Source organism: Methylomicrobium lacus LW14 (genome assembly GCF_000527095.1).
GTDB classification, from domain to species: domain Bacteria; phylum Pseudomonadota; class Gammaproteobacteria; order Methylococcales; family Methylomonadaceae; genus Methylomicrobium; species Methylomicrobium lacus.
Genome location: NZ_AZUN01000001.1, coordinates 4275008 through 4289791 on the forward strand (window position 1 = coordinate 4275008; position 14784 = coordinate 4289791).

Genomic DNA, 14784 nt, shown 5'->3' on the forward strand with positions numbered 1-14784 from the left:
TTTGTGAAATACCATCCTATTCTTGTATCAAGCGCTGTGATCTTGGCCGCTTTGGGCATGACCGCAAAGGTTTCTGCAACTCCGCAAATTGCCGGGCAATTCGGCACAGCGGATTGTACGCTCTGCCACACGAGCATGGATGGCAGCCAGAAGAATTTGCGGCCCGGCGTAGCAGCGGCCTATGACACAGACAAGAAAAATCTGACCGCTTTGCGGCAATTGCTCGAAGGCGGCTCTCCCACGACCAACACCAAGCCGACGCTCGGTCTGATCGGGGCGGAATGGGATGCCGAGGTCGGCCAAACGCTGAACATCCCGCTGTCGGTCAGCGATAATGAGCAAGACAGTTTTGAAATTGTCGGAAAATACCCAAGCGGCTCGTTTTCTGCCGAATATACGGCGGACAATAGCTTGCCGACGGTCGATTATCAATTTACGCCGAGCGCGGCTCAGGCCAATAAAGTCTATAAAGTCAAATTCCAAGCCAAAGAAACCGACACCGCGAAAAAGTACGCGTCAAATGCGATACAAGCCAAACTACGCGTATGGCCGGCGGGTGACAGGGACCAGGCTTATGTCAGTAAATGGTTGGTTGCGAAAACAAAATGGCAGAACGGCTCGGTGTCCCTGAGCGGTAAGGTTGTGTTGAATAAATTGATGACTGCGGAAGAAAAAAGCGCATTTCTGAGCCGCAACGATTTAGTGGCCGACATTAGTCAAGGGGCTGACGGTTTAGGCGCGGCGATCAGCGTGGCTCAACCGCTCAGCTTCGATAATAAAGGCAACTGGTCTTTGACCAATTTGCCGCTGGCCGAGCCGTTTGCCTGCTCGCTCACGGTCGAATTCGAGGGAAAAAAAGCCAGCCGCAAGATTGCCGGCGCACCGAAAACGTGTTTGAAATAATCCCGTCGGCATAATGCCGGGCAACGCCGCTTTATGCCGCCGATCGACGGCATAAAGCGGCGTCGCATCCCCAAACAGAGGGGGTACCGAAAATTGAACAGCCGGTTAAGTGGAGCACCTGCTACTTTTGAATGTCCAGAAGGACGATAAAACGGAGCAGAAAATGTCAATCAAAACGAGAAGAAAACATTCTTTTAAGAATATTGCATGGGCTCAAACACCCGCGAGTTGCGGGCGTTTGAGCGATAGATTGGTTTTACGTTCTTTCGACCTGTGACACGTCTCTGACAGCCCCTTTGGCGGCTGAAGTCGTCATGGCGGCATAAGCTCGCAATGCAGCGGAAACGGTTCTATCGCGATTGACCGGTTTCCAGGCATATGCGCCTTTGGCGTCCATGGCCTCGCGGCGGCTTTGTAACGTTTCTGCAGACACTGCCAAATGAATAGTCCGGTTAGGAATATCAATTTCAATGGTATCGCCTTCTTCTACCAAGCCAATCGCGCCGCCTTCAGCCGCTTCCGGAGAAGCATGGCCGATGGAAAGTCCGGACGTACCCCCTGAAAAACGACCGTCGGTCAATAAAGCACAGACTTTTCCCAAGCCTTTTGACTTGAGATAGCTGGTTGGATAAAGCATTTCTTGCATGCCCGGCCCGCCTTTGGGGCCTTCATAACGAATGACGACAATATCGCCAGCGATGATTTTGTCGTTCAAAATACCAGCAACAGCCGCATCTTGGCTTTCAAAGATGCGCGCGCGACCGGTAAACTTCAGCGCGCTGTCATCCACGCCAGCGGTTTTGACGATACAGCCTTCTAATGCAATGTTGCCGTACAACACCGCCAGACCGCCATCTTGCGAATAAGCATGCGCTTTGTCGCGGATACAACCTTCGGCGCGGTCATCATCCAGGGTTGGATAGCGCATGGATTGTGAGAAAGCCACGGTAGTGGCAATACCGCCCGGTGCGGCTCGGTAGAACGTTTTTACAGCATCATCTTGAGTGTGCAGGATATCCCATTCATCCAGAGCGGCAGCCATGCTATCGGCATGCACGGTCGGTACGTCGCGATTGATAAGGCCTGCGCGATCCAGTTCGCCCAAAATACCCATGACACCACCGGCGCGATGTACGTCTTCCATGTGATACTTTTGGGTGGCAGGCGCTACTTTGGACAAACAAGGTACGCGGCGGGAAATGGCATCGATATCCGCCATACTGAAATTTACGCCGGCTTCGTTGGCTGCCGCTAACAGGTGCAAGACCGTATTGGTAGAGCCGCCCATGGCGACATCCAAACTCATGGCATTTTGAAATGCCTTAAATGAGGCAATGCTGCGCGGCAAAACCGCGACATCGTCTTGTTCATAGTAGCGTTTGGCTAGTTCTACGATGCGACGACCCGCACGTAAAAATAACTGTTCTCTGTCGGCATGCGTGGCAACCAGGGAGCCATTGCCCGGTAACGATAAACCCAAGGCTTCGGTCAGACAATTCATGGAATTGGCGGTAAACATGCCCGAGCAGGAACCGCAGGTAGGGCAGGCGGAGCGTTCAACGGCAGTGACTTGTTCATCGCTGATATTGTCATCAGCGGCTTCCACCATGGCATCGACTAAATCCAATGCGCGGGTTTGACCGTGCCAATTCACTTTACCTGCTTCCATCGGGCCGCCAGAGACGAAGATCACGGGAATGTTCAAGCGTAATGCAGCCATCAACATGCCCGGGGTGATTTTGTCGCAATTGGAAATACAGATCAAAGCATCTGCACAGTGGGCGTTAACCATATATTCCACACTGTCGGCAATCAGGTCACGGCTAGGCAGCGAATACAGCATGCCGCTATGACCCATTGCGATGCCGTCATCGACTGCGATGGTGTTAAATTCTTTAGCCACGCCGCCGACTTTTTCAATTTCGCGAGCCACTAATTGCCCCATGTCTTTTAAATGTACATGACCGGGTACAAATTGAGTAAACGAGTTGGCTATCGCGATGATGGGTTTATTGAAATCCCCTTCTTTCATGCCCGTGGCGCGCCAAAGGGCTCTTGCGCCAGCCATGTTACGGCCTTGGGTAGTGGTGCGGGAACGATATTGTGGCATGAGATACCTCGATGAAAATAAAAGCGTAAATCGTACGATTTTACTCTAATCGTCTAGGGGCAATCTCAGAAATCGGAAAAAATAGTGCGCCAAGACCAAATCTATCAGATTGAATCCGAGGAATTTACGCAGGGTTTGTCAGGAAATGCGGTAACAAACCTTATCCTGACTCTAGTTACGTCCAACGTCACAAAACGGGCTTCCAGCCACTCGGCCCATTTTGACGCCTTACGTATCAGATCGGCGCGGTATACGGCGTTGTATCGCAGTGTGCGCGAGTGGTAGTTAGCGGATTTCGTCCACAGGCCGCCCTTGTCGTTGAACTGGTTGCCGCAAACGCTCAATGAACCGCTTCGGCGACGGCGTTAGTTTGGGTGATGAACAGCGATTGATCGGACAAGTCCGAGGGGTTTTTCAAGGCTTCGAGCAACACTGTGTCATGCCCGTAAATGTCGCGATAAAAGGCGATTTCGCCGTTTTGTTCGGCAAATGCGGTGGTGTAGAAGAACAATACCGGTATCGATTTTTGCAGCATCACGCGCTGCATCTTCGGCGACTGCATCGCGTCTTGAATGGCTTCCTGGGTCCATTCGGGCTGATTTCTTAGCGCAAATTCGGCGAGCTCCTGCGGTTTTTCGATGCGCACGCAGCCGTGGCTGAAATCCCGGGTCGAGCGGCTGAACAGCGACTTCGACGGGGTGTCATGCAGATACACGTCTTCCTTGTTCGGGAACATGAATTTGACTCTGCCGAGCGGGTTTTTCTTGCCCGGGCGCTGGCGGACCTTCAACAGCCCCTGTTTGAGCTGGATCAGAGAATCCATAGTCAGCGGCACCGCTTGAGCGTTATCGCTGAACGCGGCGACGATCTCCATGTTTTCGGATCTCAGGTAGCCGGGGTTGGCGAGCAGCTTCGGCACGATCTCATTCTTGGTGATGCTGTAGGGGACATTCCAGTAAGGCATGAAATCGATGAAGCGCATTTCGGCCATTAATACCGGCGTCTGCGTTTTCATCGCCTGGCCGACGACGACCCGCATGCGGAGTGCGGCGGGTTCGTCCTTGCTGATGTCCTCATACACCCACAGCTGAAACGCCGGGATGTTCACCAGGATGTAGGGGCCGGAACCGATGTCGGGCAGCCAGCGCAGTCTTTCCAGCGCCAGTTCGATTTGGGTGACGCGCTCGGAGAGCGGTGCGTTCAGCGCGGCGACGGTGCCTTTGCCGAGCACGCCGTCGGCCCCGAGTCCGTGGCGCGCTTGAAAGCGTTTGACCCCTTCGCCCAATTCCTTATCGTAGCGCGGCGTCGTTTTCGAAGCCTTGGCGGGCGCCGCATTTTCCGGCAGTTCGCCGGTCTGTATCAAAAAACGCCGTAATTCTTCCAGTTGCGGATGCGTTTCACCGATGCGCAGCGATTTGCCGATTTCCAGATTAAGCTGTGCGGTACGGGCGGCCAGGTCGCGGTAATGCGCCAGCGCTTGTTTGAGTTTTCGATATTGATCCAGTTTCGGCTCGGCCGCGGCGGTCAATTGGGCAATCTGTCCTTGATTTCGGCTCGCGAGGATCAGGGCCGGCAAGTCGATCAGCTTTTTATCGCGCAGCTTCAAGTTGAAATTGATGCCGTGCGGATTCACGCGTCCGTAATGCAGATCATGCAGGTAGCGCAGCAGGGACAGGCTGACGGCGGTATCGAACAGCGCCCGTTTTCTGACCGCGACCACAGGCAGTTGCAAGGCGGACGGCAGCATGCCTTTCAGCTTGTCCGCATCGTAATTTCGCGGATTCAGGCCTTCGCCGGCGGCATGGGACAAAAGATCGAGGGTTTGCATGAGCAACGGCGCGGAATCGGCGCGGTTCAGCCACACCAGGTCGTAATTGACCGCTTGATAAAGCTGCGACAAATCCTCGGCGCGGCTGGAGAAATCGGTCTGCGTCAGCTCGGGATGCCGTTTCGACTCGATCAACGTAAAAATCTCTTTGCCGACGCCGGTTTGCGGGATGGCGGCATCTTGCGCGCGCAGCGGCGAGATTTGCCAGCCGAGAGACAGACACAGCAAGAGGCGCGCGAGACGCAGCCAACGCTGGCGCTTTTCTTGATTCATGAGAGAGGGGATTTTGCGAGCAGGGTTAACTTGAATTAATCCCATGTGATCGATCATTTTTGCTACTATAGACGGATTCATATGTTTATCGCCTTGGCGATTGTAAAGGCCTTGGCGAGGCTTTTTTCACTTCGTTTCAATCAATCGCGGTTGTTTTAGCCTTTCCCGTACCAATCCTTTAGCGTAATTGACCCCGTTGCCCGTCCTTGCCGTTGCTTCCCAGCAAATTTCGCCGCGTTTGCCCCATTATAATGGATCATTGTTGATCTGTTCAGCTCATTTCATAGTGCCTGCATGCAGGCAGACGTTAAAGCAAGCGAACCTGAGGATGGCTAGAATGGCGGTCAGCCAAGCGGCGCTAGCGACTTATTTGTTTTGCAATTTTTGATATTTTTTTGCCGAAGTTCATGAAAATTAATGTAGTTCTGACGATTATTCTGCTGTTAAGTTTCGGCGCCGGGCCGCTTTGGGCGGAATCGAACGCTTCCGCCGTCAAACCGAAGGCGTTAGCCTCCGAGATCGGCAAAAAAGAGATCCAGGAAAAAATTGAAGCGGTCAATAAACGGCAAGGCCTGGAGGATGCGTTAAAGACCAAGGTGCTGGCGATTTATCAGGAGGCCGAAGACAACCTTGACCATAGCGGAAAATTTGCGGAGCAAGAGGCGGGCTATAAAGCGGCATTGAAGACCGCGCCGGTCCAGACCCGGAGGCTGCAGAAAGAGATCGAATCGTATCCGCAAAAGGCCGGCAAGCAGAAGAGCGAGGATTGGGACAGCATTCCGACCGAGGAGCTTGAACAAAGGCTGATCATTGAAAAAGGCAAGGCGGCCAATCTGGATGACCAGATCAAACAGAAAGAAACCGAACTCGTCGAGCAAAACAGCCGGCCGCAATTGATCCGAGAGCAAATCGTCGCAGCGAAACAGGCGATCGATACCGACCAGAATCAACTGATGGCGCCGACGGCCGGTCTGGCTTCGCCGCTTGAAAGCGAGGCGCGGCAGGCCGAGTTGAAAACAGCGATTGAGCGCCGCAACGCCGAGCTGAAAATGCTCGAAGCCGAAGCGCTCAGCAATCCGGCGCGCGCCGATTTTCTGAAAGTCGAGCTGCAATGGCTCGAAATCAAAAGAACCGAGCAGGGCCCTGTCATCGAAACGATTGAGGCTGTGCTGGCCGAACGCCGGCAAAAAGAAGCGCAAGAGATTCAGGAAGCGCTGAGCCAGGCCGAAAAGGAGCTTGCCGGCAAGCATCCCCTGATTCAGCAAATCACGCGCGAAAATCTGCAATATACGCGCGATTTGCAGATTATCAACGGCAAGATCGAACAGTTTGCCGAGCAAAAAAATACCATCGATGCCACGGCGGCCAACATGGGCAACGATTTTAAATCCGCCGAAAAGAAAGTCGGTCTGGCGGAATTGAGCCCGGCGTTGGGCAAGATTTTGCGCGAACAGCGGCGCAATCTGGCCAATCAGGACCGCTATCTTCTGCAATCCGAGAATCTTCAGAATGAAACCGCGATGGCCAGCCTTGAGCAATACAAGATCGATGACCAGTTGCAGCGGCTTGCGAATCTGGATACCGAGCTGAAGGAGTTGATGCGCTCCCAGGTCGATCCCCAATGGCCGCTCGATCAGCGCATGATGATTCAGGCGGAATTGCGGGTCTTGTTGAACAGCAAGAAAGATTTGTTGAACAGGCTGTCGGCCGCTGAGGCGACTTATTTGCGCACATTGGGCGATTTTGACTTTGCGCGTCAGCAACTGGAGGAGCAAATCGTTAAATTTGCGAATTTCCTCGACGAGCGCCTGTTATGGGTGCCCAGTTCCGAACCGGTCAATCTGGTTTTTTTCGCGGGGCTGTATGAGTCGGTGCAATGGCTGCTGTCGCCGTTGAATTGGCTGGAGGCGGGTGAAGACCTGCTCAAGTCGGCGCAGGAGCGTGCGTTTCTGGCCTTGTTGGCGATAGTGGGGCTGAGTTTTTTGCTGTTGACCAGAAAGTGGGTCAGAAGGCAGTTAGCGGTGGAGCTGGAAAAGGCTGAAAAAATTTATACCGATAGCTTCAATAACGGTTTGCAGGCCCTGATCTATACGATTGTGCTGGTCTTGCCGTGGCCGGCCCTGTTTTATCTGTTCGGCTGGTTTTTGAACAGCAGTTGGCCGGCCGCCGATTTCAGCAAGGCGGTGGGCGCGGGGCTGAAGACCGCCGCCGTGCCGCTGTGTCTCGTGCAGTTCTTTTACCGTCTGTTTGCGGCGGACGGGATTGCGGTCAAGCATTTCCAGTGGCAAAAAGCCAATGCGCAATTGATGCGCAGGCATTTTGCCTGGATCCGTTTCATTGCGGTGCCCGGCATCTTCATCATCTATAGCGCCGGCGCGTCGAAAAGTTCGATCTATGGCGATAGCCTCGGCCGTCTGGCGTTGATCGCGGTCATGATCGCGATGACGGTGTTTTTCAGCCGGGTTCTGAAGCCGGGCGAAGGGCTGCTGAAGAGCCATATATTGACCTATCCGAATGGCTGGGTATCGCGCCTGCGTTATCTCTGGTATCCGGCGGTTTCTCTGTCGCCCTTGATTGTGGTGGGTTTTGCGGTGGCGGGCTATTATTTGAGCGCGATCGAATTGCAGCAGAAACTGGTCGTGACGCTGCGGCTCGTTTTCGCTTTGGTCATCGTGCATGAAATGGTGCTGCGCTGGCTGACACTGGCCAATCGCCAGCTCGCGATCAAAAATGCACGGCAAAAGCGCAAGGCGGCGCTGCAGAGCGAAAAAACCGCGGCCGGCGGCGAAGAACCGATATTGCCGGTCGATGAACAGTTGATCGACATTCCGAAAATCAATGCGCAGACGATCAAATTGATGAGCGTGCTGATCGCATTTACCGCGCTGACCGGTGCCGGGATCATTTGGCGGAATATTCTGCCGGCGTTTTCTTTCCTGGAACGCATCGTCCTGTGGCAGCACTTGGGCAAGGTGGACGGGCAGGAGGCCTATTTGCCGGTCACGTTGGCCAACTTGCTGCTGGCCGGTTTGTACGTTTTCATCGCGGTAGTGGCGGTCAGAAATTTTTCCGGCGTGATGGAGCTCTTGGTGTTCCGGCGCTTGTCGGTCGAGGCGGGCGTGCGTTATGCGGTCAATCAGCTCGCGAGCTATGCGCTGATCGCGGCCGGTTTTGCGGTCGTGGCCAATGAACTGGGCGGCAGTTGGTCGCAGGTGCAGTGGCTGGTCGCGGCGCTCAGCGTCGGTTTGGGTTTCGGCTTGCAGGAGATTTTCGCGAACCTGGTGTCGGGCATCATCTTGCTGTTCGAGCGTCCGGTGCGGGTCGGCGATACGGTCACGATCGGCGATGTGACCGGCAAGGTCAGCCGCATTCAGATGCGCGCGACTACGTTGATCGACTGGGATCAAAAAGAACTGATCGTGCCGAATAAAACCTTTATCACCAACCAGTTGACTAACTGGTCGCTGACCGACGCGATCACCCGGGTCGTGATTCCGGTCGGCATCGCTTACGGCTCGAATGTCGAGGAAGTGCACCAGTTGATGCTCGACACGGTCAAGTCAACGCCGCTGGTGCTGGCCGAGCCGGAGCCGAGCGTGTTGTTTGTCGGCTTCGGCGAGAGTTCACTTAATTTTTCGATACGAATTTTTGTCAGTGAGATGTCGCATCGCACGCAGGCGACGCATAATATCCATCTCCGGCTCGAAAAGCTGTTTCGCGAACATCATATCCATATCCCGTCCCCGCAGCGGGAGATTCATATCAGTACTGTGAACGGGGATGTGGGTGGCCTGATACAGAAAAAGCCGTCTTAGCGCTTCAACCTAGAAAAATCAGTTGATCCACAAAACACACCAAAATCACGAAAAAACTCAGAAAGTTATCGCTTAGAAAAGCGGCACCCTGCTGGTGATCAAATCATGCGATCTACCGCCTTGATTTATTTCGTGTCTTTCGTGCTTTTCGTGGACTAACTGCGGTTTTAAGGTTCAAGGCTGCGGCGAGAGAGGGGCTTATGCCGTGGCCAGCGCCCGGTATTGGCTGCGGAAGTACAGCAGCGGTTCGCCGCTGCGGCAGACCGCGTCTTCGATTTCGCCGATGATGATCCAGTGCGTGCCCGCACGCACTTTTTCGACGACCCGGCAATCAAGCGACAAGAGGCTGCCGTTCAGCAGCGGTACGCCTGCAATGCCGGGCGTCCAGGCCGTGTTTTCGAAGCGCTGCTCTTGGCTCAAGCCGCCGGCAAAGTGATTCGAAACGTCCTGTTGCTGGTCGCTCAGCACATTCACCGAAAAACGTCCGCTTTCCTTGATGCCTTCGCCGGTGTCGGCGGCTTCGTTGACGCACACCAAAATCTGCGGCGGCGTCATCGAGACGCTCGCAAAAGCCGTCACAGTCATGCCTTGAATGCCGAACTTCTCGGAGTGGGTCGCGACCACGGCGACGCCGCTCGCCCACTGTTGCATCGCTTGTTTGAATTCATCGCCGGTGACAGCCATCAGTTTCTCCATGTTGATTTGATAAGGCGCTGCCTCTTCCTGCCGCTGAAGAAACAACATTAGCTTGCCGTATATGGTACAACAGCGGAACAGGCTTGTTAACTGAATACGTTTCGAGCGCTACCTTGGTGCGGACATTTGAATGGCCGCCGCCGGCTTGTTGTTTTTAAAACGCCTGCCTTATGAATCAATGCGTTAACCGGTATTTTGGCAAATAAACCCACGAAATCAAGGATTTCTTGATGTTTTTGCGGGTTGAGAAAGGCGGGGTTTTATGATGTAATAGGATGATTTTTACCAAAGTGTCTCTTGTATTTGATTGAGGTCGGAATGAGGGGACGATTTCGCGGCTGCTTGCTTGGAGAGTAGGTTTCAACTATGCAATTTACAATAAAGAAAGGTTTGGATCTGCCGATTACCGGCGGCCCCAAACAGGTGATTGAGAAGGGCAACGCGGTCAAAACCGTTGCGATTCTGGGAACGGATTATGTCGGTATGAAGCCGACCATGCTGGTCAGTGAAGGGGATGCCGTCAAACTGGGCCAAATCCTGTTCAGCGACAAGAAAAATCCGGGCGTCAACTTTACCGCGCCGGGCGCGGGCAAGATCAAGGCGGTCAACCGCGGCGCGAAGCGTGCGCTGCAGTCTGTCGTGATCGAACTGGCCGGCGACGAGCAAGTCTCGTTTACCCAATATAAGGAAGCCGACCTGGCCGGCCTGACCGAAGAACAGGTTAAAGATAATCTGTTGCAGTCCGGTTTGTGGACCACGCTGCGCACCCGGCCTTACGGCAAGATCCCGGCTGTCGACACGAAGCCGCGCTCGATCTTCGTCACCGCGATCGACACGAATCCTTTGGCGGCCGACCCTGCCGTGATCATCAAGGCGCGCGCGAATGATTTTGCGAACGGCCTGGCGGTGATTGCAAGGTTGACCGATGGCAAGGTCTATGTCTGCAAAAAGGCCGGCGCGGACGTCGCGGTCGGCAATACGGCTTCGGTTCAGGTCGCCGAGTTTTCCGGCCCGCATCCTGCCGGCCTCCCGAGCACCCATATTCATTTGATCGATCCGGTCAATGCGAACAAGACCGCCTGGCATCTGGATTACCAGGCCGTAATCGCGATCGGCGCGCTGTTTACGACCGGCAAGTTGAATGTCGAAAGGGTCGTTGCGCTGGCCGGTCCTACGGTCAAGAATCCGCGCCTGATCAAAACCCGCGTCGGCGCGAGCACCGATGACCTGGTCAAGGGCGAACTCGAAGCCGTCGAAAACCGGGTCGTTTCCGGTTCGGTGCTGTTTGGTCATCAGGCCTCCGATTGGGCTGCCTATCTGGGTTGCTACCACAATCAAGTTTCCGCGTTGCAGGAAGGCCGCGCCCGCGAACTGTTCGGCTGGATCGTGCCCGGCAAGGACAAATATTCGGCGCTGGATGTATATATCACCAGCCGCCAGGACCGCAAATCGGGCCGTCTGTTTCCGTTCACGACCAATAGAAACGGCAGCGACCGCGCGATCGTGCCGGTCGGCGTTTACGAGACCGTGATGCCGTTGGACATTCTGGCGACCCCGTTGCTGAAATCCCTGCTCGTCGGCGATAGCGATAACGCCCAGTTGCTCGGCTGCCTGGAACTCGATGAAGAAGACCTGGCGCTGATGACCTTTGTCGATCCCGGCAAGCATGATTTCGGTCCGGTACTCAGAGCGAATTTAACTAAAATTGAGAAGGAAGGATAATGTCGGCGAGAGAATTTTTAGACAAGTTAGAGCCACATTTTACCAAAGGCGGCAAGTTCGAAAAGTATTACGGCCTCTATGAGATGGTCGATACTTTCATCTACACGCCACCCACGGTAACGCGCGGCACCACCCACGTTCGCGACGGCAACGACTTGAAACGCACGATGACCTTCGTGGTTATCGCGACCGCTTTCTGTATCCTGATGGCGTTATACAACACCGGTTATCAGGCGAACCTCGCGATCAATGCGCTGGGCAAGGAAGGCACCGACGGCTGGCGCGGCGTGATCATGTCGGTGTTCGGCTATAACACGATGAATCCGCTGTCCAATCTGCTGCACGGCGCGCTGTATTTCTTCCCGATCTATATCGTGACCCTGGCGGTCGGCGGTGTATGGGAAGTCTTGTTCGCGACCGTACGCGGCCACGAAGTCAACGAAGGCTTCCTGGTTTCCTCGATGCTCTATACCCTGATCATGCCGCCCGACATGCCGCTGTGGCAAGTCGCGCTCGGCATTTCATTCGGCATCGTGATCGGCAAGGAAGTGTTCGGCGGTACCGGTAAAAACTTCTTGAACCCGGCATTGACCGGCCGTGCCTTCCTGTATTTCGCGTATCCGGCTTCGATCTCCGGCGACTCGGTCTGGGTTGCTGTCGACGGTTATACCGCGGCGACGCCTCTGGGTCTGGCTGCGAACGGCGGCATGGATGCGGTCTATAAAGCCAATTACACCTGGATGCAAACTTTCTTCGGCTTCGAGCCGGGCTGCCTCGGCGAGACCTCGACGCTGGCGATCCTGATCGGCGCGGCCTTCCTGCTGTATACCCGCGTCGCGTCGTACCGCATCATGGCCGGTGTGTTCCTGGGCATGGTGACGACTGCATCGTTGCTCAACTTCATCGGCAGCGACACCAATCCGATGTTCGCGATGCCTTGGTACTGGCATTTGACCGTCGGCGGCTTCGCTTTCGGCATGGTTTATATGGCGACCGATCCGGTTTCCGCGGCGATGACCAACACCGGACGCTGGATTTTCGGCGCCCTGGTCGGCTTCATGACCGTATTGATACGCGTAGTCAATCCGGCCTTCCCGGAAGGCATTATGCTGGCGATTCTGTTCTCGAACATGTTTGCGCCGACGATCGACTATTTCGTAATTCAGGCCAATATCAGAAGAAGGATCAAACGCCATGCCTAACCAACAAAAGCCATGCAAACATCTGGAAAAGGTTTGCAACAAGCTGAATGAGTACGAGCAGTACCGTAAGTTTATTATCTATAAAGACAAAGTTTTGGCGATGGGCAACGATAGTCTCGAAAAGACTATCGCGATCGCGCTGTCGTTGTGCTTTATCTGCGCGATCTTGGTGTCGTTCTCGGCCGTCGCGTTGAAACCGTTGCAGATCTATAACAAAGATCTGGACATGAAGAAAAACATCCTCGACGTCGCCGGCTTGCTGGAAGAGGGGATGGATATCGACAAGGCGTTCGCGGACAAGATCGAGGCGAAAGTCGTCGATCTGGAAACCGGCGATTATGTCGAAAACATCGACGCGAATGCTTATGATCAACGCAAGGCCGCTAAAGACCCTGCGCAAAGCGTCGCGATCCCGAAGGATAAAGATATTGCACATATCCGCGTAAAGGCGAAGCTGGCCAAAGTCTTCCTGGTCAAGGAAGGCGGCGCGCTGAAATCGGTCATTTTGCCGGTCAGCGGCTACGGTCTGTGGTCGACCCTGTACGGTTTCTTGTCGCTCGATGCGGACGGTCAAACGGTGCAAAGCATCAACTTTTATGACCAATCGGAAACTCCGGGCCTCGGCGGTGAAGTCGTGAACCCGAACTGGCGCGCATTGTGGAAAGGCAAAAAAGTCTATGCAGTGACCGATCAACCGGCGATGGAAAAAGGCCTGATCGCCGAAGCCGATGTGGGCGAGCCTGCGCTGAGCCTGATCAAAGGCACCGTCGATACCAGCAAGCCGGGTTCCGAATACCAGGTTGATGGTCTGGCGGGCGCGACGCTGACCAGCACCGGCGTGACCAATCTGATCAGATACTGGATGAGCGCCGAAGGCTTTTCGAAGTATCTGAGCAAAGTTAGAGCGAATCAAGGGGCTAAATCATGAGTGCAATATTAGATAAAGCAGGACTAAATGACGAAACCAAAAAGGTTTTGATCTCGCCGCTGGTCGAAAATAACCCGATCACCTTGCAGGTGCTCGGGATTTGTTCGGCGCTGGCGGTCACCTCGAAAATGTCGACCTCGCTGATCATGGCGCTGGCGTTGACCCTGGTTACCGCGTTCTCGAGCGCGGCGATCAGTGCGATCCGCAACCATATCCCGAGCAGCATCCGGATCATCGTGCAGATGACGATCATTGCTTCGCTCGTTATCGTGGTCGACCAGTTGTTGAAAGCGTTTGCGTTTGATGTCAGCAAACAGCTGTCGGTTTTCGTCGGTCTGATCATCACGAACTGTATCGTGATGGGTCGCGCCGAAGGCTATGCGATGAAGAATCCGCCGCTCGAAAGCTTCTGGGACGGTATCGGTAACGGTTTGGGCTACAGCTTGATCCTGGTCACCGTCGCGTTCTTCCGCGAAATTCTGGGTTCCGGCAAACTGCTCGGCATCGAAATCCTGAAGCTGACCAAAGACGGCGGCTGGTACGATCCGAACGGTCTGATGTTGTTGCCGCCTAGCGCGTTTTTCATCATCGGCCTAATCATCTGGGGCGTGCGTCAATATAAGCCGAACCAGCGCGAAACGGTTGATTATAAAATCATGTCGATTGCTCACGGTGAGGGAGGGCACCACTAATGGAAGCGTATATCAGTTTATTCATCAAATCGGTTTTCATTGAAAACCTGGCGCTGTCCTTCTTCTTGGGGATGTGCACCTTTATCGCGGTGTCGAAGAAAATTTCGACCGCGATAGGTCTCGGCATCGCGGTGATGATCGTGCAAGCGATCACCGTGCCGGCCAACAACCTGGTTTATCATGCATTATTGAAGGAAAATGCCCTGGCGGCGATCGGCATCGAAGGCGTCGATTTGAGCTTTTTGGCGTTGCTCAGCTGTATCGGCATGATTGCCGCGTTGGTACAGATTCTCGAAATGATTCTGGATAAGTTTTTCCCTGCGCTTTACCATGCATTAGGCGTGTTTTTGCCGTTGATTACGGTAAACTGCGCGATCCTGGGCGGCAGTTTGTTCATGATCGAACGCGACTATAACTTCGGCGAAAGCGTGACCTACGGGGTCGGCAGCGGCCTGGGTTGGGCGCTCGCGATTACGGTCATGGCCGGCGTGCGCGAAAAACTCAAATACAGTGATATTCCGGTCGGCCTGCAAGGCCTCGGCATCACTTTTATTACTGCGGGTCTGATGTCTCTCGGCTTCATGGCTTTCTCCGGAATCCAACTGTAAGGGTAAT

Annotated in this window: 10 protein-coding genes; 7 read left to right on the forward strand and 3 right to left on the reverse strand. The window is 54.4% G+C overall.

The features are described 5' to 3' along the window. Nucleotides 1-3: 3 nt before the first annotated feature. On the forward strand, nt 4-903 hold the full coding sequence (locus METLA_RS0119880; protein ID WP_152539507.1) for a hypothetical protein: 900 nt from the start codon (nt 4-6) through the stop codon (nt 901-903). Between the two features lie 256 nt (nt 904-1159). On the opposite strand, the gene ilvD is transcribed toward METLA_RS0119880, so the two are convergent. Both ilvD and METLA_RS0119890 read right to left on the reverse strand, forming a co-directional pair. Continuing rightward, on the reverse strand, nt 1160-3013 hold the full coding sequence (gene ilvD / locus METLA_RS0119885; RefSeq protein WP_024300232.1) for a dihydroxy-acid dehydratase: 1854 nt from the start codon (nt 3011-3013) through the stop codon (nt 1160-1162). A gap of 340 nt (nt 3014-3353) precedes the next feature. Next, complete coding sequence (locus METLA_RS0119890) at nt 3354-5114, reverse strand: L,D-transpeptidase family protein (RefSeq protein WP_024300233.1); 1761 nt, start codon at nt 5112-5114, stop codon at nt 3354-3356. Nucleotides 5115-5521: 407 nt separating this feature from the next. On the opposite strand from METLA_RS0119890, the gene METLA_RS0119895 reads away from it, so the two are divergent. Continuing rightward, nucleotides 5522-8929, forward strand: coding sequence for a mechanosensitive ion channel domain-containing protein (locus METLA_RS0119895; protein WP_024300234.1), 3408 nt, complete (start codon nt 5522-5524; stop codon nt 8927-8929). 198 nt (nt 8930-9127) lie between these two features. Here METLA_RS0119895 and METLA_RS0119900 read toward each other — a convergent pair whose 3' ends face one another. Beyond that, nucleotides 9128-9613 carry a flavin reductase family protein gene (locus tag METLA_RS0119900; RefSeq protein ID WP_024300235.1) on the reverse strand — a complete coding sequence of 162 codons (486 nt, stop codon included), beginning with the start codon at nt 9611-9613 and terminating at the stop codon, nt 9128-9130. Nucleotides 9614-9991: 378 nt separating this feature from the next. On the opposite strand from METLA_RS0119900, the gene METLA_RS0119905 reads away from it, so the two are divergent. From METLA_RS0119905 to nqrE, 5 genes are read left to right on the forward strand one after another with little or no spacing between them, the layout of a single operon-like run. Next, on the forward strand, nt 9992-11347 hold the full coding sequence (locus tag METLA_RS0119905; RefSeq protein WP_024300236.1) for a Na(+)-translocating NADH-quinone reductase subunit A: 1356 nt from the start codon (nt 9992-9994) through the stop codon (nt 11345-11347). Further along, the gene (locus tag METLA_RS0119910) at nt 11347-12549 is read left to right on the forward strand and encodes an NADH:ubiquinone reductase (Na(+)-transporting) subunit B (protein ID WP_024300237.1); all 1203 of its coding nucleotides are present in this window, start codon (nt 11347-11349) and stop codon (nt 12547-12549) included. The genes METLA_RS0119905 and METLA_RS0119910 overlap by 1 nt, the downstream gene beginning before the upstream one ends. Further along, nucleotides 12542-13477, forward strand: coding sequence for a Na(+)-translocating NADH-quinone reductase subunit C (locus METLA_RS0119915; protein WP_024300238.1), 936 nt, complete (start codon nt 12542-12544; stop codon nt 13475-13477). Before METLA_RS0119910 ends, METLA_RS0119915 begins: the two co-directional genes overlap by 8 nt. Next, complete coding sequence (locus tag METLA_RS0119920; RefSeq protein ID WP_024300239.1) at nt 13474-14169, forward strand: NADH:ubiquinone reductase (Na(+)-transporting) subunit D; 696 nt, start codon at nt 13474-13476, stop codon at nt 14167-14169. Before METLA_RS0119915 ends, METLA_RS0119920 begins: the two co-directional genes overlap by 4 nt. Beyond that, entirely contained in the window at nt 14169-14777 is a 609-nt protein-coding gene (nqrE, locus tag METLA_RS0119925) for an NADH:ubiquinone reductase (Na(+)-transporting) subunit E (protein WP_024300240.1), read from the forward strand. The genes METLA_RS0119920 and nqrE overlap by 1 nt, the downstream gene beginning before the upstream one ends. Nucleotides 14778-14784: the final 7 nt, after the last annotated feature.